Origin of the sequence: Ruegeria halocynthiae, assembly GCF_000743705.1 — a bacterium.
GTDB lineage: Bacteria > Pseudomonadota > Alphaproteobacteria > Rhodobacterales > Rhodobacteraceae > Ruegeria > Ruegeria halocynthiae_B.
In genome coordinates, this window is the sequence record NZ_JQEZ01000001.1 from 78,625 (window position 1) to 96,935 (window position 18,311).

The following is an 18,311-nucleotide window of genomic DNA, read 5'->3' on the forward strand; positions in this document are numbered from 1 at the left end:
GCATTGTGACCGAAGCCCCCAGCGCACCGCGCCGGAACCCCCAATGGCCGCAGCTTTCTGACTGGACGATTTTAGTCAGTCAACGCGCTGAAAAGGGCGACTTTCGGAAAACACTGGCCAGCAAAAGCGTTGCAGAGAAAGTCACCCAGGACAGGGCCGATCATGTCCGTTCGCGTTGCCGAAGCCATGCGCCAATGATTTCCCGGTGACGGGCGCGGTCATAGCTTGGGAAGTGCCCGCCATGCACCATGCGGACGGGTAGATCATACAGGCGCACCATCGAACGGTAATAATCCTCGGCGTTTGAGTGATAGGTGTCTTCGATCAGCTCTCCGTCATAGACGATATCGCCCGAAAACAGCAGGCCCGAGGCCGCCTCCCACAACGCAATCCCGCCCGGTGAGTGGCCCGGCGTGTGGATGACCTCGAAATGCCGGTCGCCAAGGTCTATGGCATCACCGTCCTCCAGCAGTCGGGTCGCCCCGGCCCCTTTCACCGCGTAGGTTTGCGATTGATAGGGCGCGGGCGGCAGGCCATCGAAGATCTCATCCGTCACATAGGGGTCCGCCAGTGTCGCCGCGCGGGTCGGGTCGGCCAGAATGTCGGCCTCGGCACGGTGCACGGCGCGATCGTCAAACTCGTGATGGCAGCCGATGTGATCGAAATGTGTGTGGCTGGCCACTGCCGTCAGCCCCCGTTCAGTCACCAACGGCACCCATTCGCGCAGGGACACAACACCCATCCCACTGTCGACCAGCATGTCGCGGTCCCGCCCGCGCACATGCCACATGTTGCAGCGGTAAAACGGCGTGATGAAGGGCTCGTCAATCAGGGTGACGTTATCATCCAGTTTCGTGGTGCGATACCAGTCTTTTGCAGCAACCCGTTCCATCACTTCTGCTCCGCGTCAAATATCCGAAAATCCTCAACCTCCGCCGACAGAGCGACAGTTTCCCCCGCCGCCCAGGCGCGGCCCGCGTCCAGATAGGCGGTCAGCACGATGTCGGGCGCTTGCTCGGGCACCAGATGGGCCCGGCAATAGGTGCCGAAAAAGGCCACGTCGCGCAATTGGGCGTTGCCGATCTGAAAACTGCCCCGCGTGTCGGCGCGGATATCCTCGGGGCGCACGCAGATGGCCGCCCCCGCAGTGATCGCCGGATCACCCGGCAACACGCCAAAGGGGGTTTCGATCCCGGTGCTGATGCGGTTGCCGGGGATGTGGTTGTTTTCACCCATGAAATCCGCTGTAAACTGGCTGGCGGGTTCCCGGTACACGCGGTCAGGGGGGCCTTGATCCTCGATCCGGCCTGCGTTCATCACCACGATGCGGTCGGCGATGGCCATCGCCTCTTCCTGATCATGGGTGACATGGACAAAAGTGGTGCCGACCTGTTTCTGGATGGTCTTCAGCTCATCCTGCATAAATCGGCGCAGTTTCAGATCCAGCGCGCCCAGCGGTTCATCCAGCAGCAGCACATCCGGTTCCACCGCCAGTGCACGCGCCAGGGCGACGCGTTGCCGTTGCCCGCCCGAAAGGGCATGGGGACGTTTGGACGCTGCATCCCTGAGACCGACCAGATCCAGCATCGCCTCGGCCCGTGCGTGGCGATCCTTGCGGCCCATCCCGGCCATTCGCAGCCCAAAGCCCACATTGTCGCGCAGGCTCATATGGGGAAACAGGGCGTAATCCTGAAACACCGTTGTTGTGGGCCGTTTGACCGCAGGCACGTGGGTCGCGTCGGTGTCACCGATCAGAACCCGGCCTTCGGTGGGTTGCACAAACCCGCCCAGCACCGATAGCAAGGTGGTCTTGCCGCAGCCCGACGGCCCCAGCAAGGTCACATATTCCCCGGCCTCGATCTGCAGTTCGATATCCTTGAGCACCTGAAACGTGCCGTACCAGTGGTTCAAACCTGTCAGGGTGACAGAAGCGGTCATGGGCGGGTCCTTCGGAAAACGACAAGTTCAAGCAGCAACACAACTGCGACTGAGATCAGGAAGACAAAGCTGCCGATAGCGTTAAGCTGCGGCGACAGCCCGGATCGCAACAGCGACCAGATTTCAACCGGCAGGGTGACATCGAAACGGGTCAGCAGGAACGAGATGATGAATTCATCCCAGCTGAGCGTGACCGACAGAAAGAACGCCGCCGCGATCGACGGCAGCAGCATCGGCACGGTGATCAGCACGATCACCTTCATCTCGGACGCACCCAGATCGCGGGCGGCGCGTTCGGCGTTTTGCTGCTGTGCGCCCATCGAGGCATAGATGATGGCAAAGGCCAGTGGCAGGTTGATGACCACATGACCGATGGCGGCTGTCCACAGGGACAGACCCAGACCGGTCCGCGTCAGCACGATCAACAGGCCCAGACCGACAATCAGATAGCTGACGGTCAGAGGCGCGATCAGCAATCCCCGCATCAGGGCAGATCCCGGCAGAATGTGTCGGGCCAGTCCGTAGGCGGCCAGAAACCCCAAGGTCACCGCCACCGCCGATGATCCCAGCGCGACGATCAGCGAATTGCGCAGCGCACCCATCAGATCGGGATCGCTCAGAATAGTCTCATACCACCGCAGCGAAGGGCCGTTGAACGGCGGAACCGGCAGACCGCCGCTTTGAAACGAAAACAGCACCAGCACGCCGACCGGCAGGTAGATGAAGACAAAGGCGACGAGCAGATAGGCCCAGGGCAGAAACCGCATCATATCCGGTCCAGCCTGAGCCAGCGCGACGATGTCAGATAGGCCAGCGCGACAATTCCCATCAGCACAATGGCCAGCGCCGATGCCAGCGGGAAATCGGCTCGCCTGCCCAGTTGCACCATTATCACCTGCGGCACGGTCAGCTCGGTGTTTCCGCCCAGAATTTGCGGCGTCACATAATCACCGATGCACAGGACAAAGGTCAGAAAAGCGCCCGTCACGATGCCCGGCAAGGTCAGCGGCAGGATCACATGGCGAAAGGTCTGAAAGGCGTTGGCGCCCAGATCCATCGCCGCCCTGCGGTAGTTCGGCGGCAGCTGGATAAGATTGGCATAGATCGTCAGCGTCAGCAGCATGACGAAGAAATGCACGAAACCGGTGATCGTGGCGAACCGGGTGTTGGCCAATGTGATCGGGTCCGAGATCAGCCCCAGCGCCAGCATCGTCTGGTTGACGACACCTTCGCGCGCCAGCACCAGCAGCCACGCGTAAGACCGTACCACATATGACGTCCAGAACGGCAGGATCGCCAGCAGCAGCGCCAGCCTCTGCCAGCGTTGCGGCACCCTGAAAGCGATGATCCACGCCAGCGGGTACGCCAGCAGCACAGAAACCGCCGTGACCGTCAGCGTAATCTCAAGCGACACGATGATTGCGCGCCAAAGATAGGCTTTTTCCAGCAATCTGGCGTAATTCTCGAAGGAAAAACCCCAGACCAGTGTCCGCCCCTCAAGCGAGGCAAAGCTCATCGCCGCCATCACGACAAAGGGGACGACGAAAAAGGCCGTCGTCCACAACAGCGCCGGGGCGACAAGACCCCAGCCCTGAAAGCGCGACTGAATGCGGCTCATTGCTGCAAGGTATCGAGCCAAAGATCCTGCATTTCGATATCAAGATCGGCGTCCGGTGCCGGGTACAGCTGTGATAGCGCCAGATAATCGGGCTGCTGGTCCCAGCGCAGAATGTCCTTTTGCGCGTCGGTCAGAACATCACCGGCCTTAGCATTTGCGGGCATCCCCCAGAAACACGACGAAGTGGCAAGCCGCGCCTGACCTTCGGGGCCGGTGATATACTTGATGAATTCCGCCGCCAGATCGGGGTTGTTTGCCCCTTCCACAACGCCAATGGACTGCGCCCAGCGAACCGCGCCCTGTTTCGGGATGGTCCAGGTCAGCTCAGGCTGTTCCGAGGCCAGCACCGCCGTCAGCCACTCGCCCCCGCCAACGACGATATCGACCTCGCCGGTTGCCAGCGCGGTCTGCGCGGCAACAACACCCGCTACCGAGGCGGCGTTTGCACGCATGGTCGACAGAACCCCACCGATCTGTTCCAGATCACCTTCGCCGATCGCGGCGGTGTCGATGCCTTCCGACATCGCCGCCAGCCCCATCACCGGCAGGTAATAGTCATAGATGGAAATCCGGCCTTTGTATTTGTCGGCCCAGACCGAGGTCAGATCCTCCATATCCGCCGGATCAACTTTGTCGGCATTGTATGAGATGGTGTTGTAGCCGAACTTTTCGGTGACGGCATAGGTCACGCCGTCCACCGTGTTGTTTTCGGCCATGACGACCTGGGGAAAGAAATCACCGGTGGGGGCCGCCCCTTCGGGCAAGGGCGCAAGAACACCTGCCTCGACCGCGCGGAACACGTCGATGCCGTCGACCACAAGCACATCCCAATCGCCGGGTCGCGATTGTTCCAGCAGCGCCAACGCCGCGCCGGTGCCTTCGTATTCGCGCAGATTGACCTTGACGTCATGGGCGGCTTCGAACGGCTCAATCAGGGCCGGGTCGGTGTGATCGCACCAGACCAGCGCATTCAGTTCACCTTCGGCCAATGCCGCCCCACCCGAGGCGGCAAGCACCGCAACGCTGATCAAATTCCTTCCGGTCATCATTTGCTTCATCTCCTGTTGGATACTTCGCCCGATTTTTCCCGGGTTTCTGAAAAAAAAGTTGAACAGGTTCATGTTTATAGTCAACAATAATTTTTACGACACGCCAAAAAAGGAAACAGGGATCACGATGGCTGGCCTGCGAGAACGGCAAAAAGCGGCACGTGAACGGCGCATACTTGAGGCCGCGTCGACGCAGTTCCGCAAAAGCGGTTACCGGGCGGCGAAAATCGAAGACATTGCCGAGGCGGCAGAAGTTTCGGTTGGCACGATCTACAACTATTATCAGACCAAGGGCGACATCCTCATCGCGACCGTTGCGATGGAGGATCAGGAGGTTATCGCCGCAGGCGCACGTATTCTTGAGCACCCGCCCGAACGTGTCGGCGCGGCCCTTCTGGCGTTGATCTATCAGTACTATGACAGCTCTCTGAAGTATCTCTCGAAAGAGATGTGGCGCCTGGCAATCGCGCATTCCATCGAAAACCCGCTTTGCCCAAGTGGGCAACGCTATGCCGAACTTGACCGTCAACTGGCGAAACAGGTGACCGATCTGATCCGGGTTTTGCAACATCGCGGAGATATTGATCCTGATCTGGATGTCGGAAGTCTTGGCCAGTTGATTTTCAGCGCCATAAATCAGGCGTTCATCGGGTTTGTAAAAGTGGATGACATGACGTTGCACGATCTACATGCCCTGATCGCGTCACAGATCGAACCACTGGCCACGCAGATCGAGGCCGACGTTGGAACCCAGTGAAATCAACTGATTGAAACGCCCTCACCGCTTGCGTTCGGCGACCGAGACCGACAGCACACACAGCAGTTCCCACAACATCGTGGCGGCGACCAAGGCGGTATTACCGCTCTGATCATAGGGCGGCGAGACTTCGACCACATCTGCCCCGACCAGATTCAACCCATCAAGCCCCCGGATCAATGCCTGAACCTCGCGCGGGGAAAAGCCGCCGGTTTCGGGCGTTCCGGTGCCCGGGGTGAAGGCCGGGTCGATGCTGTCCACATCGAAACTGACATAGGTTGGCCCATCCCCGACGATGCGGCGCGCCTCGGCCAGCACCGCGTCGAACCCCATCTCGTAATATTCTTCGATATGAATGACGCGCATCCCGCTGTCGTAGGAAAAATCCCAATGCGGTTCGGTCCGGCCCCGAATGCCGATCTGCACAACGCGTTCAGGATCGAGAACACCGGCAAGTGCCGCATTGCGAAAAGGCCCCCCGTGATGAAAGCGCGAGCCATTGAACGGCCCGCCCGTATCGGCATGGGCGTCGATGTGGATCATCCCGACAGGCGCATCGCGTCCGACAGCCTTGAGAATGGGATAGCTTATCGAATGGTCACCGCCGACCGAAAGGGGAACAACACCGCTGTCGATCACCGTGTGATAGAAATCTTCGATATCGTGCGTTGCCAGATCCAGATTGTAGGTATTGGGGATCGGCACATCGCCACAATCAGCAAAGGCCGTAATTGCCGCCGGGATGGTGCCGCTGACATGGTGCTTGGGACCGGCCGCCATCACCGACATCTCACGCACCTGCGCCGGGCCAAAGCGCGTGCCCGGACGGTTGGTCACCGCCAGATCAAAGGGCACACCCAGCAAGGCGATATCAAGCCCGTCGAACCCATCCTGCAGCGGTGCCCGCAGGAACGTTGAAATCCCGGTATAGGGTGCCACATGTTCGTGCGCGTCACCAACTTGTGCACCGCCTTTGTCCAGAAAAGCCTGCAAGGCGCGATCATTGAGGTCGGTTTTTTCCGCCAGGGCGCGGAGACGTTCGAGCTTGGTCTGAGACATGGGCGGGGTTCCATCGTTTGTGCGCAGTCTATTGTCCAAAATGTGGGTGGCAAACGGCATAAAGCAAATCGAAAATCACCATTCATTGCCTTCCGACACACCCAGTTTTCCTGCCACCCCGGTGCCTCTACCCAGTGGTTGCATTCAGTCTTTGGTCAGCACACAGCCATTGCCAACCATTCGGGTAAATGGAACAACCCGGAAAGGTGTCGCGCTGGACACGCAGAAGCATGGATCACCCGATGACGTACAAAAGAATTTTCCTCGGCCTTATGATTTTGGTGTCGCTGGCCATCGCTGGTCTTGCGGCGATGTTTTACGGGCCAGATTTGTCGAAGGAAGATTTGAGCCAATACATAAACGACAAATCGAAATTCATTGAACTGCCCAGCGGCGCTGTCGTGCATTATCGCGATCAGGGAAAACCGGATGGCCCTGTTGTCGCTCTGGTTCACGGGCAGTTCGGGTCGCTGCACGATTGGGAGTTATGGGTTCCCTATCTGGAGGATGATTTCAGAATAATCACCATGGACAGGCCCGCGAATGGGCTGACAGGGCGAATGCCGGTCGATTTCTACTCGGTCGGAAGCAATGTCGTGCTGCTGCAAGAGTTCTTTGCCGCCCTGAATATCGACAAGATGACCCTTGTCGGACATTCCGCCGGGGGGTCAATCTCACTGCGATATGCGCTTGAAAATCAGGAACAGCTGGACGGGTTGGTTCTGATCGGCTCTGGCGGTGCCACCATCTTGGAAGAGTGGCGGGACGTCAACGAATACGCCGCCGAAGTGATGGAACTTTCGATGAATGGCAGGAACAAGGATGTGCGAACCCTGTCATTCTCCGAAATGGTCCTAAGCAAACTGGCCTCACCTTCTTTGGTCGAGGATGGGCTGAAATCCATGTTTGGCGACCCAACCCTTGTCACTGACGATATGGTCGCACGATACAGCAACCTGATGCGACATGAGGGGAACCGTTACGCCCAATCCCTGATGTCATACCATGGCTACGCCGAGGTCGGCCCCGAAAACTATGTGCCGCGACTGCAAGAGATTCAGGTGCCGACGCTTTTGATGTTCGGCGCAAAAGATGAGATTGTCACAGTAGAGATCGCCCACAAATTTGACAGGCTTATCGAAAACACAACGCTAATCATTTATGACGGGGTCGGGCACATCCCGCAGATCGAGGCCAGCGCGCCATCCGCGCGGGATTTGCTGGCGTTTCTCAACAATGAGGTTCCCAAGCCATAGACTGTGCAGGGCAATGGCACCCTTCCCCGCTCATGCTTTGATCAAAGGCTTTTACCTCTGGGTTTTCACCGTTCTGAACAACAGCAAGAACACAAAGATCGACCCGATCGAGGTTGTGACAATCCCCACCGGCAGCTCCTGCGGGGCCAACAGCAACCTGCTGAGGATGTCCGATCCGGTCAGCAGCGCCGCGCCCACCAATGCAGCCGTTGGCAACAGCTGGCTGTGCAGCGGCCCCGCAATCCCGCGTGCGATATGCGGAACCATCAGGCCGACAAAGCCGATGACACCGGCGACGGACACAAACACAGCCGTCGCAAGCGCGGCCGCAAAGAACATGGAAAACCTCAACCCCTGCACCGGCACGCCCAAGGTGGCGGCGGTCAGGTCTCCGGTCAGCAGCGCGTCCAGCCAGCGGCTGCGATACAAAGAAAAGCTGAGGATCAGCAGCAATCCGGCACAGACAAGCGGGAAGGTCTCCCACCGGGCCAAGCCCAATCCGCCCAGCATCCAGAAAATGACCGAATGCGCCGCGCGGCTGTCGCCTGCAAAGATCAGATAGTTGGTGATGGCCGAAAACAGGAAAGACACCGCAAGCCCCGCAAGGATCAGCTTTTCCGGGGCGCTGGTGCGCAGCCCGTGAACCAGCGCCAGCACAATGCCCGACGCCACCAACCCTCCGCAAAATGCCGCCAGCGGCAGCGTCCAGAAACCCAGAACATCGCCGGTTACGGTTATAACAAACACCGCCCCTGCCGCAGCCCCTGACGACAGACCAAACAGAAACGGATCGGCCAGATCATTGCGCGTTGTAGTTTGCAGAACCACGCCAACGATACCCAGGCCCGCCCCGATAACCGCAGCAAACAAGGCGCGGGGCAGACGCAGGTCAAAGACGATCCGATGCATGGCGGACATTTCGCCCTCTGCCAACCCGGTGCCCAACAGAACCGCCCGCACAGTGTCAGACACTGGAATGGATGTGGTGCCATAGATGGTCGAGATCAGCAAAAGGGCGGCCAGAACGACCGCCCCCAGCAAAAGCGTCAGGCCCAATCGGCCCATATCAGTTCAGGCCCGGGTGCAGGGCCTGCGCCATTTTCGAGATCGCCTCGATATTTGCGGGGCCTGGTGTCAGTTCCTCATAGCGCAAACCGATCCAGCGTTCGTTTTTCACCGCATCCGTTTGCGACATAACTGGATGTTCCTGCAGGAATTTGAACGTATCCGCCGCGCCGTTGCCGGTTTGATAATCCAGCAAAACAAGGAATTCCGGATTTGCCGCCGCAACCGTTTCCCACGACGTTCGGCCCCAGCTTGTGTCCATGTCATGGGTGACGTTCTCACCCCCCGCCGCCGCGATCATTGCGTCAGGAATGGCGAATTTTCCCGCCGTAAAGGGCGCATCCGCAGGGCCGTCCAGCAGGAAGACACGGGGCTTTGGCAGATCCGCCGTTTGCGCCTGAATCGCGGACAGTTCTTCCCGCCAACCGCTGACAAGCGTTTCGGCCTTGTCTTCGACATGCATGACCTTGCCCAGCCGCAGTACGTCGTTGAACAGCAGGTCCATGCTGGCTTCGGGGCGGTTTTTGTCCAGATGTACGCAGCTTTCCGTCAGGATCATGGTCTTGATCCCAAACGGTGCCAGCGTGTCAGGCGTCACATCGCCACCGGGCTTCATGCCATAATACCAGCCTGCAAAGAACAGATCGGCCTCAACCGCGACAAGGTTTTCAATCGTCGGGTACTTTGGCGCAAGCTCGGGGATATCGCCGCGCAGCGTGTCGAACTCGGGGCTGGTCTTGTACCATCCGGTGATGCCGGTCAAACCGACGATCTTGTCCTGCAGACCCAGAGCAAAGGCCATATCGGTCATGTTCATATCGTGGACAACCAGCCGCTCGGGCTGGGTTTCAAACACCAGAGGTTCGCCGCAGTTATCGACCGTTACCTCATGCGCGGCGGCGCCGCCTGCCATGGCTGTCATCAGCGCCACGGACCAGATGTGTTTCATTTAGGCTGCTCCTTCGTTTAGGTAAAAACAGTGGTTCTTCGGATATCCAGCGCCGGAACGACACGGCCTTCGTGGTGAAAGCACAGGTAGTCCACGCCGAAAGTTTCGCGCACCCGTTCAGGCGTCAGCACGTCGGCCACCGGGCCGAACCCGGTCAGGCGGGTGTTTTTCATCAGCGCGACATGGGTGGCAAATTCAGGGATCATCACCAGATCGTGGACGATCATGACCACGGTGATGCCAAGCTGAGCCACCAGCGACAGCATCCGCCCCTTGGCGTCCGGGTCCAGGTGGTTGGTGGGTTCGTCCAGAAACAGCAGTGACGGGTTTTGCGCCAACGCCCGGGCGATATGCGCCCGCTGACGCTCACCCCCTGAAAGCTGAACCATCCGCTTACCGGCCAGCGCCCCAAGACCCGTTATATCCAGAATGCGCGCCAGCTCATCGGCGTGTGCGCCGGCGGAACGATCCGCGCGGATCGGAATCTGCCCCAACGCGACGTAGTCGCGCAGCGTCAAACGTCCGTCCGGCATTTCATGCTGGCTGACCACGGCAATCGTCCGGGCGCGCGCCTTGGCCGACAGGTCCTTCAGGCTGCACCCCTTGATCAGCACATCACCCAACGCCAGACCCTCGGCCCCGCAGAGCAGGTTCAGCAGCGTGGTCTTGCCCGCCCCGTTCGGACCGGCAATCGCCAGTATGGCACCCTCATTCAATTCAAAGGACACATCCTGCAACAGGACGTCACCGTTCAGCGCAAAATACTCAAGATCCTTGGCTATCAGAAACGGCATGCGCGTCATTTCAGGTTCTCCTTTGCGATCCGGGGCATCCGAGACAGGGTTTTTGTCAGCAACGCACGTGGCCGATCTGTGGCGTTGGTCCAGCCATCCGTGCTGTGCTGAAACTGCGCGGCAAATTCCGCCAGCGCGTCACGCAGGGCGCTTGCCGATTGGCCACCCTTGCAGGTCGCGCAGATCAGAAGAAAATGGTCAGATGAAGCTGGCATTGTCCGCCTCGCTTTTCGCCAAGCGCGGATCGAAGGTGCCAGTCGTGTAAACACGTATCAAACGTGCCATCAAAGCCTCCTTCCAGGACGCCCCGCCCCGGGTTGGTTGAACATCTGATGGCAGGTCTCCTGACTTGCGGGTCGATGCTTGGCCATCCTTCCCGACCCGTTGGGTCAGTGGGTGTTTGGCGTCGCTTGCCGCTTACAGTTGCGGGGGCAGTTACGGAGTTGGCGAACCTCACCGTATTCCCTTTTCATCCCTTGGGCGTACCATCGGGAACCATCTGCGGACTGAGTGCCCGAGGCCGCGTTAACTGTCAATACGAACCGGTCATTTCAATGCGCGAATTGTTGCTATGGGTCCGCCGCTCATGGCGTCCCATGCGCCGCTTCTCAGGCGTTGGCGCGCGCGGGGGCTTTGTCCGGGAACAAGGCGTGCTTGCAAGTTTCCGAAATGAAATCGCTGACAAGCCGGATGCGGGCAATATCGCGCAGATCAGGGTGCATGAGTATCCACAGATCATCCTTGCTTTGCAGGATACCGGGCAGCAATTCGACAAGGTCGTTCTGAGCATCGCCCAGATACCGGGGAAATGCCGCCAGCCCTAGTCCGCTTTTGACGGCTTCCATTTGCGCGTGAATATTGTCGGTTGCCAGCGCCACATTACAGCGATCGGAAATCCGACCAAATTCGACCGATTGCTTGGTGTGGGCCAGTGATCCGGTGGCAGCAATAATATTGTGACCTGTGAGGTCATCGACTGTTCGGAACGGAGCCAGCTCTTGCAGATATTCGCGCGAGGCGTAGATGCCAAAGCCGATCTGACACAGCTTCTTGCCGATCAGCCGTTCCTGATCCGGTGCGCCGATCCGGACGGCAATATCCGCCTCGCGGTTCAACAGGTTGAGCCGCCGTGTCGACAATGTCAGCTGCACACGCACAAACGGATATAGATCGTGCAATTCTTTTAGGCGGGGGGCCAGCAGGATTTGCCCTAACCCACCGGGTGCGGTGACCTTGACCGTCCCCTTGGTCTGACCGTTGTCGTTGAATATCGTGTCACTGATGGTCATGACGCCCCGTTCAAGCTGTTCCGCATGGGGCAGGATCTGGGATCCGCAACTGGTCAGTTTGACCCCGGACACGCCCCGGTCGAAAACGGTTGCGGACAGGGCGGTTTCCAGCTCGCGTATTTTGCGCCCGACTGTGGCCGGACTTTCGCGTAGCTCAGTCGAAGCACCGGCAATGCTACCTGCGCGCGCAACCGCCAGAAAGAACCGGTACAGGTCCCAGTTCTGTTCGGTGGGCGCGTCCGCCCCGGATTGATTGCCAATTTTCATCGCGACAAAACTCATTTCCTTGCGGGTAAATCCAGGCCCCCGCTGGCAGTTTCGATCTATTGATATGAATTTCGTAATACCACTCAATTTTAGTTGTGTTGGCGTGATTGGAAAAAAGATTCACGTAAAAACAACATGGTAACCCTCAATACCCGTGTTTCTCAAAATGATGCGCAGCGCATCAAATTTGATGCGTTGCGGTTTTTCAGGGCCGTCACACTTTCATCCTCGGCAGGCACGCAAAGGGGTCCGCCTTGGTAATTTTGGAGACGAGTCCATGGAAGAACGCAATTTACAAGCTCCGCCGATTGAGGGTGACGAGAATGACAACCAACTGATCGGCACGCCGCAAAACGACGTCATTAATGGCAACGGCGGTGGCGACCAATTGATTGGCAATGGCGGCAACGACATTCTGACCGGCGGAGCGGGCGAGGACAACATCATCGGCGGTGAAGGCATCGACACAGCTCGTTTCGACGACGCCCCCAATGCAGTGACCATTCTTGAGGACCCGGACCAGCCCGGTCGGATCATCGCGGCACGTCTGGCGATCAACGAAGATGGCGTGGCCATCATCGAAGAAAACGAGATTTCCGGCATCGAACAAGTCGTGTTCCCGGAAACGGGTGGTTCGATCCTCGTCGACGGAATTGTCGAAGTCACGGCGGATGAAATCGAAAACGCAATCAATGAGCCAGAGGACGGAGACGGCCTCGCAAACGTAGTAAACCCACAGGAGAACCAGGATTTGACTATCAATGGTGATGAAAACGACAACGTGTTGGTCGGCGGTGCAGGCGACGACACGATTAATGGCCTGGGTGGTAACGACACTCTGACCGGTGGTCTGGGCAATGACACACTGGACGGTGGTGCGGATAATGACACCGCATCGTTCAACGATCTGGACGTTGGTGTGACTGCCGATCTGGCGAATGGGTCGTCGACCCGCGTGACCGGGTTCCAGCTGGTAACTTCAAACGCGCCTTTGGCTTCGCTGACCACCGGTCAGAGCCCATCGGAGCTGTTTGACGAAGCCGCAGCCGGCAACCTTTACTTCAACATCCATACCAACGACTTCCCCGGCGGCGAAATTCGCGGTCAGCTGACAGTCGAAGATAGCGTCCCCTCGGACGGCTTCCCGCGCGTCCTAACGCTGAGCGCAACTCTGGACAGCGCGCAGGAACCCAACGACGCCAGCGATTCCGAAGCCACTGGTACGGCGCAGGTGATCATCATTGATGATGGCAACAGCATCACCTACAACTCATTCCTGGATGTTACCGGCATCTCGCAGACCGACCTGCTTCCGGTTGCGGGTGTCAGCTCGATCCACATCCACAATGCTCCAGCAGGCGTGAACGGTCCGGTCATCGTTGACCCGATCCAGGATGCTGGCGGCAACGTGTTTGGCGAAAGCCCGGATGCGCCGGACGGCAACGTGATCCAGTTCGAAGTTGACCAGGACACTCTGATCAACATCGAAAACCTTGAAGGATCGGATGATGACGATCTGCTGCAGGGTGACGAAAACGACAATGTCCTGAACGGTCTTGGCGGTAACGACACCCTTGTCGGCGGTTTGGGCGAAGACCAGCTGAACGGCGGTGAAGGCATCGACACCGCAGTGTTCAACGACATCGACGTACCGGTTTCGGTCACGCTGGGTGGCGATTTTGTCCCACAAGGCGTGCGTGAAACCGGTTTCTCGGTTGAAGTGGACGATCAGCCTCTGGCGTCGCTGACCACCGAGCAAAGCCCCGAAGAACTGGTCGAGGAAGCGGTTGCAGGCAACCTGTATTACAACATCCACACCACCGATTTCCCCGGCGGTGAAATTCGCGGTCAGTTGCTGGTTGAAAGCGACGAAACCGAAGAAGGCGTTCGCACCATCACGCTGAACGCGCAGTTGGATGCGGCGCAGGAGCCGAACGGTGCAAGCGACTCTGAGGCAACCGGTGTTGGCACCGTTGTCATCCGTGTCGAAGACGATGTTGTCACCTACAGCTCGGACCTGTCGGTCGAAGGTATCGCCTCGACGGAACTGCTGCCGGTGGCAGGCGTCAGCGCCATCCATCTGCACAACGCCCCTGCAGGCATCAACGGTCCGGTGATCACCGACATCGTGCAGGATGCAGGCGGTGACGTGAACGGTGAATTGGAAGATGGCGGCGACGTCTTCTTTGAGGTCATCGAACGGGACAATCTGGACAGCATCGAGAATGTCGAAGGATCAAATGACGACGACCTGATCCTTGGCGATGAAAACGACAACGTCCTGAACGGAAACGACGGTGATGACACCATTCGGGGTCTGGCTGGCAACGACGTCCTGAACGGCGGCGCGGGCAATGACATCTTGGAAGGTGGCGCGGACAATGACACCCTTGTTGGTGGTCTGGGCAACGATCAGCTGGACGGTGGCGAAGGCATCGACACTGTCGATTTCCGCGACATTGATGTCGCGGTAAATGCCGCCCTGATCGAAGGCGGCGGTATCGCGTTGCGTACGCCCGGCTTCTCGGTTGACTTCGACGATCAGCCTCTGGAATCTCTGACCACCGAGCAGAGCCCGGAAGAACTGGTTGCCGAAGCGGTTGCAGGCAACCTGTACTACAACATCCACACCAATGACTTCCCCGGCGGTGAAATCCGCGGACAGCTGCTGGTGACCAGCGATGTGACCGAAGGAGGCATTCGCACCATCACTCTGAACGCGCAACTGGATGCGGCGCAGGAACCCGATGGCGCAAGCGACTCGGAAGCGACCGGTAACGGTACTGTGGTGATTGTCGTCGATGGCGACTCGGTGACCTACAGCTCGGACCTGTCCGTTTCGGGTATTTCGCCGATGGATCTGCTGCCAGTTGCTGGTGTCAGTTCCATTCATCTGCACAACGCCCCAGCCGGCATCAATGGTCCGGTGATCACCGATATCTTCCAGGATGCAGGTGGCAACACAATCGGGTTTGTTGTCGGTGGCAATGGTACGGTCTTTGATACTGTTGACGAGTTGGACACTCTGACCAATATCGAAAACATCGAAGGCTCGAACGATCCCGATACCCTTATCGGCAGCGACGTAGCCAACGTGATCAACGGCAATGACGGTGACGACAATATCACCGGTCTGGGCGGTAACGATACGCTGAACGGCGGTGAAGGCAATGACGCCATCAGCGGTGGTGCCGGCGCTGACACCCTGATCGGTGGGGAAGGCGACGATGTCCTCGCCGGCGGCGGTGGTGTTGACATCATCGACGGCGGCGAAGGCATCGACACCAACAACTTTGCCGACATCAACCTGGGTGCGGCGGATCCGTCGATTGCCGGTGTGACTGTTGTCGTAAATGCCGATGGCACAGGAACGGCTTCCTACAATGGCGGTGGCGGAAACGGCCCACTGATCGAGGAAGAGTTCACGGGCATCGAAAACATCATCGGCTCGTTCAACGATGATGACATCCGTGCACAAGGTGCAGCTCCGAACGAGATCAACGGTCTCGGTGGGGACGACCTCATCGTTGGTGGTGGCGGTGCTGACATCCTGCGCGGTGGTGACGACAACGATATTCTTCGCGGTGGCGGTGGTGTTGACACCATCGACGGCGGCGAAGGCATCGACACCAACGATTTCTCGGATATCAATCTGGGTGCGGCGGATCCGTCGATTGCTGGTGTGACCGTTGTCGTGAATGCTGATGGTTCGGGAACGGCCTCGTATAATGGCGGCGGCGGAAACGGCCCGCTGATCGAGGAAGAGTTCACCGGTATCGAGAACGTCACCGGCTCGAACAACAACGATGACATTCGCGCGCTGGGTGCCGCTCCGAACGAGATCAACGGTCTCGACGGGGACGACTTCATCGCCGGTGGCGGCGGGGTTGACGTGCTGGACGGTGGTGAAGGCAACGACACCAACAGCTTCATCAACATCGGTGCCGAGGTTATCGCTGATCTGGGCTCGGGCAGCGCGTCGTATGCGCCGAACGAGAACGTGACCGTGTTCGAGAACTTCCAGGGGTTCGAAAACCTGGATGGGTCGGACAATGACGACCAGCTGTTCGGTGACGGCGGGGCCAACACCCTGACCGGTAACGACGGCGACGACCTGCTTGTGGGTCGTGGCGGTAACGACGTGCTGGAAGGTGGCGAAGGCAACGACGTCCTGCAAGGCGGCGGTGGCAACGACATCACCGACGGTGGCGAAGGTATCGACACGGCAGACTTCCAGGACATCGGCTCGGCCGTGACTGCGAACCTGGGGGAAGGTACTGCAACCTATGCCGCACCCAACGGGAACGAGGTGGCTGACACGCTGATCAGCATCGAAAACCTGACGGGTTCGGAAAATGACGACAACCTGACCGGCGACGAAGGTGACAACCTTCTGGCAGGTGGTGCCGGCAACGACACCATCGAAGGCGGCGCAGGCAATGACGTCATCCGGGGCGATGCAATCGGCGACGGTGAGGCGATCACCGTGACTGTGACCAACACCCTGGGCGAAGGCGGCACCTTCCTGACACCTGTCTGGTTCGGGTTCCACGATGGCGAAAACTTTGACCTGTGGACCGATGGCGAAGCTGCCAGCGGTGGTCTGGAGCGTATTGCCGAAGATGGCAGCATCGAAGGCATCGCAGCCGAGTTCAACCAAGAGGTTGGCGATGGCGGCGTGGATGCGACCATTATCGGGGGTATCGGGGCTCCGGGTCCGATTGATCCGGGTGAAAGCGCCAGCTTTACCATCAACGTCAACGCCGACGATGTGGGCCGTGGGTATTTCACCTGGGCAACCATGGTGATCCCGTCGAACGACGCCTTCCTGGCATCGCCCGACAACCCGCTGACCGATGCGCTCTTTGATGAGGACGGCAACTTTGCCGGACCGCTGGTCATCGAGCGCTTTGGCAGCGACGTTCTGGACGCAGGCACCGAGGTCAACACTGAAGAAGGCGCTGCCTTCCTCAACCAGACCGCCCGCGATCAGGGTACGGCAGAAAACGGCGTCGTCCGCCAGCACGAGGGCTTCAACGGCTCGGAAGGCAACCCGGACGGAACCCCGGTCAACGTCCTTGGCGGCACCACCGCTGCGGGAACCATTGTTGATCCGATCGAAGGTGACTTCACCCGCAATGAAGGTGGCGAACAGCTGCTGCGCATCGTGGTTGATATCGCTGAAGGCGGCGATGACATTCTGTCCGGCGGTGCCGGAGAGGACTTCATCGACGGTGGCCGTGGGAACGACGTGCTGGATGGTGGTACCGACAACGACCGACTGGAAGGTGGCTCTGGCCGCGATACCTTCGTGTTCCGTCGTGGAACCGGTTCGGACATCGTTGCCGACTTTACCGCCGGCATCGAAGAAGGCGAACTGCTGGACGTCTCCGACTTTGGGGTTACCAGCCTTGAACAGCTCAACATTGAACAGGATGGCGAAAACACCGTCATTGATCTGGGCAATGGCGATCTGATCACGCTGGAAGGCGTCGCCCCGAACGAGCTGGTTGCCGAGAACTTCGTCTTTGGCGAGGAGCAGCCCGAGGTCGTTCTCGAAGTGACCAATGGTGACGACGACGTGGTCGGTGGCGAAGCTGCCGAAAACATCGACACCGGCAACGGTGACGACATCGTCGAAGCCGGCGGTGGCGACGACACTGTCGACGGTGGCAACGGTGACGACGATCTGTTCGGTGAGGCCGGAAACGACCAGCTGACCGGTGGCAACGGCGACGACAACATCGAAGGTGGCCTTGGCAATGACGTCCTGATCGGCGGCAACGGCGAGGATCTGCTGGACGGCGGCGAAGGTGGCGACACCATCACCGGTGGTCGCGGCGACGACATCCTCAACGGTGGCATCGGCAACGATACCCTGGAAGGCGGTCGCGGCGATGACGAGTTGAACGGTGGTGCAGGTAACGATTTCATCTGTGCTGGTCTGGGCGACGACATCATCAACGGTGGTGAAGGCAACGATCGCCTGGAAGGCAATCGCGGCGCTGACACCTTCGTCTTTGCAGCCAACGCAGGTGACGATGTCATTACCGATTTCGAAGCCTTTGGGGATGACCAGTTGGATCTGTCCGCAGCCGCGCTTGGCTTTGACAGCTTCGCGGATGTCTCGGGTGCGATCTCGCAGCAGGGCGACGACGTTGTCATCGACCTGGGCGCCGACGGTTCGATCACACTGCTTGGTATCCAGGCGGCTGATCTGACCGACGAAAACGTCCTGTTCTAAACCAATCGGCGGCGGCCTTCGGGCCG

General features: G+C 59.1%; 14 protein-coding genes and 1 riboswitch. Of the genes, 3 read left to right on the plus strand and 11 right to left on the minus strand.

Annotation, left to right across the window (positions count from 1 at the left end):
* Window positions 1-160 precede the first annotated feature (160 nt).
* Genes JT51_RS00350 through JT51_RS00370 form a run of 5 tightly spaced genes read right to left on the minus strand, consistent with a single transcriptional unit; the run spans window position 161 to window position 4,602 of the window.
* Window positions 161-892: an MBL fold metallo-hydrolase gene (locus JT51_RS00350; RefSeq protein ID WP_037306694.1), complete on the minus strand. Its 732-nt coding sequence runs from the start codon at window positions 890-892 to the stop codon at window positions 161-163.
* Window positions 892-1,938, minus strand: a complete 1,047-nt coding sequence (locus JT51_RS22405) for an ABC transporter ATP-binding protein (protein ID WP_037306696.1) — start codon at window positions 1,936-1,938, stop codon at window positions 892-894. Before JT51_RS22405 ends, JT51_RS00350 begins: the two co-directional genes overlap by 1 nt.
* On the minus strand, window positions 1,935-2,708 hold the full coding sequence (locus JT51_RS00360) for an ABC transporter permease (protein ID WP_037306699.1): 774 nt from the start codon (window positions 2,706-2,708) through the stop codon (window positions 1,935-1,937). Before JT51_RS00360 ends, JT51_RS22405 begins: the two co-directional genes overlap by 4 nt.
* Window positions 2,705-3,556: an ABC transporter permease gene (locus tag JT51_RS00365; RefSeq protein WP_037306701.1), complete on the minus strand. Its 852-nt coding sequence runs from the start codon at window positions 3,554-3,556 to the stop codon at window positions 2,705-2,707. Before JT51_RS00365 ends, JT51_RS00360 begins: the two co-directional genes overlap by 4 nt.
* Window positions 3,553-4,602 (minus strand): extracellular solute-binding protein, encoded by a 1,050-nt coding sequence (locus JT51_RS00370; RefSeq protein ID WP_235216092.1) that lies wholly within the window; start codon window positions 4,600-4,602, stop codon window positions 3,553-3,555. The genes JT51_RS00365 and JT51_RS00370 overlap by 4 nt, the downstream gene beginning before the upstream one ends.
* Before the next feature lie 130 nt (window positions 4,603-4,732).
* On the opposite strand from JT51_RS00370, the gene JT51_RS00375 reads away from it, so the two are divergent.
* Window positions 4,733-5,362, plus strand: a complete 630-nt coding sequence (locus JT51_RS00375; RefSeq protein ID WP_037309140.1) for a TetR/AcrR family transcriptional regulator — start codon at window positions 4,733-4,735, stop codon at window positions 5,360-5,362.
* Between the two features lie 21 nt (window positions 5,363-5,383).
* On the opposite strand, the gene speB is transcribed toward JT51_RS00375, so the two are convergent.
* Window positions 5,384-6,421 (minus strand): agmatinase, encoded by a 1,038-nt coding sequence (speB, locus tag JT51_RS00380; RefSeq protein WP_037309144.1) that lies wholly within the window; start codon window positions 6,419-6,421, stop codon window positions 5,384-5,386.
* A 242-nt stretch (window positions 6,422-6,663) separates the two neighbouring features.
* On the opposite strand from speB, the gene JT51_RS00385 reads away from it, so the two are divergent.
* On the plus strand, window positions 6,664-7,677 hold the full coding sequence (locus tag JT51_RS00385; RefSeq protein WP_160175150.1) for an alpha/beta fold hydrolase: 1,014 nt from the start codon (window positions 6,664-6,666) through the stop codon (window positions 7,675-7,677).
* Window positions 7,678-7,728: 51 nt separating this feature from the next.
* Here the strand turns inward: JT51_RS00385 and JT51_RS00390 are convergent, their stop codons facing one another.
* From JT51_RS00390 to JT51_RS00410, 5 genes are all read right to left on the minus strand, one after another.
* Window positions 7,729-8,742: a FecCD family ABC transporter permease gene (locus JT51_RS00390; protein WP_037306705.1), complete on the minus strand. Its 1,014-nt coding sequence runs from the start codon at window positions 8,740-8,742 to the stop codon at window positions 7,729-7,731.
* 1 nt (window position 8,743) lies between these two features.
* Window positions 8,744-9,691: an ABC transporter substrate-binding protein gene (locus JT51_RS00395; RefSeq protein ID WP_037306707.1), complete on the minus strand. Its 948-nt coding sequence runs from the start codon at window positions 9,689-9,691 to the stop codon at window positions 8,744-8,746.
* 17 nt (window positions 9,692-9,708) lie between these two features.
* On the minus strand, window positions 9,709-10,494 hold the full coding sequence (locus JT51_RS00400) for an ABC transporter ATP-binding protein (protein ID WP_037306709.1): 786 nt from the start codon (window positions 10,492-10,494) through the stop codon (window positions 9,709-9,711).
* On the minus strand, window positions 10,491-10,700 hold the full coding sequence (locus tag JT51_RS00405) for a hypothetical protein (protein WP_037306711.1): 210 nt from the start codon (window positions 10,698-10,700) through the stop codon (window positions 10,491-10,493). Before JT51_RS00405 ends, JT51_RS00400 begins: the two co-directional genes overlap by 4 nt.
* 101 nt (window positions 10,701-10,801) lie before the next feature.
* Window positions 10,802-11,000, minus strand: a riboswitch (cobalamin riboswitch).
* A gap of 93 nt (window positions 11,001-11,093) precedes the next feature.
* Window positions 11,094-12,041, minus strand: coding sequence for a LysR family transcriptional regulator (locus JT51_RS00410; protein WP_160175151.1), 948 nt, complete (start codon window positions 12,039-12,041; stop codon window positions 11,094-11,096).
* 277 nt (window positions 12,042-12,318) lie between these two features.
* On the opposite strand from JT51_RS00410, the gene JT51_RS00415 reads away from it, so the two are divergent.
* The gene (locus JT51_RS00415; protein ID WP_037306715.1) at window positions 12,319-18,285 is read left to right on the plus strand and encodes a CHRD domain-containing protein; all 5,967 of its coding nucleotides are present in this window, start codon (window positions 12,319-12,321) and stop codon (window positions 18,283-18,285) included.
* Window positions 18,286-18,311 lie beyond the last annotated feature (26 nt).

Coding starts and splice junctions, on each gene's coding strand:
- JT51_RS00370 (WP_235216092.1), bottom strand. CDS start 4,602: ATGACCGGAAGGAATTTGATCAGCGTTGCGGTGCTTGCCGCCTCGGGT.
- JT51_RS00400 (WP_037306709.1), bottom strand. CDS start 10,494: ATGACGCGCATGCCGTTTCTGATAGCCAAGGATCTTGAGTATTTTGCG.
- JT51_RS00385 (WP_160175150.1), top strand. CDS start 6,664: ATGACGTACAAAAGAATTTTCCTCGGCCTTATGATTTTGGTGTCGCTG.
- JT51_RS00375 (WP_037309140.1), top strand. CDS start 4,733: ATGGCTGGCCTGCGAGAACGGCAAAAAGCGGCACGTGAACGGCGCATA.
- JT51_RS22405 (WP_037306696.1), bottom strand. CDS start 1,938: ATGACCGCTTCTGTCACCCTGACAGGTTTGAACCACTGGTACGGCACG.
- JT51_RS00410 (WP_160175151.1), bottom strand. CDS start 12,041: ATGAAAATTGGCAATCAATCCGGGGCGGACGCGCCCACCGAACAGAAC.
- JT51_RS00395 (WP_037306707.1), bottom strand. CDS start 9,691: ATGAAACACATCTGGTCCGTGGCGCTGATGACAGCCATGGCAGGCGGC.
- speB (WP_037309144.1), bottom strand. CDS start 6,421: ATGTCTCAGACCAAGCTCGAACGTCTCCGCGCCCTGGCGGAAAAAACC.
- JT51_RS00390 (WP_037306705.1), bottom strand. CDS start 8,742: ATGGGCCGATTGGGCCTGACGCTTTTGCTGGGGGCGGTCGTTCTGGCC.
- JT51_RS00360 (WP_037306699.1), bottom strand. CDS start 2,708: ATGATGCGGTTTCTGCCCTGGGCCTATCTGCTCGTCGCCTTTGTCTTC.
- JT51_RS00415 (WP_037306715.1), top strand. CDS start 12,319: ATGGAAGAACGCAATTTACAAGCTCCGCCGATTGAGGGTGACGAGAAT.
- JT51_RS00365 (WP_037306701.1), bottom strand. CDS start 3,556: ATGAGCCGCATTCAGTCGCGCTTTCAGGGCTGGGGTCTTGTCGCCCCG.
- JT51_RS00350 (WP_037306694.1), bottom strand. CDS start 892: ATGGAACGGGTTGCTGCAAAAGACTGGTATCGCACCACGAAACTGGAT.
- JT51_RS00405 (WP_037306711.1), bottom strand. CDS start 10,700: ATGCCAGCTTCATCTGACCATTTTCTTCTGATCTGCGCGACCTGCAAG.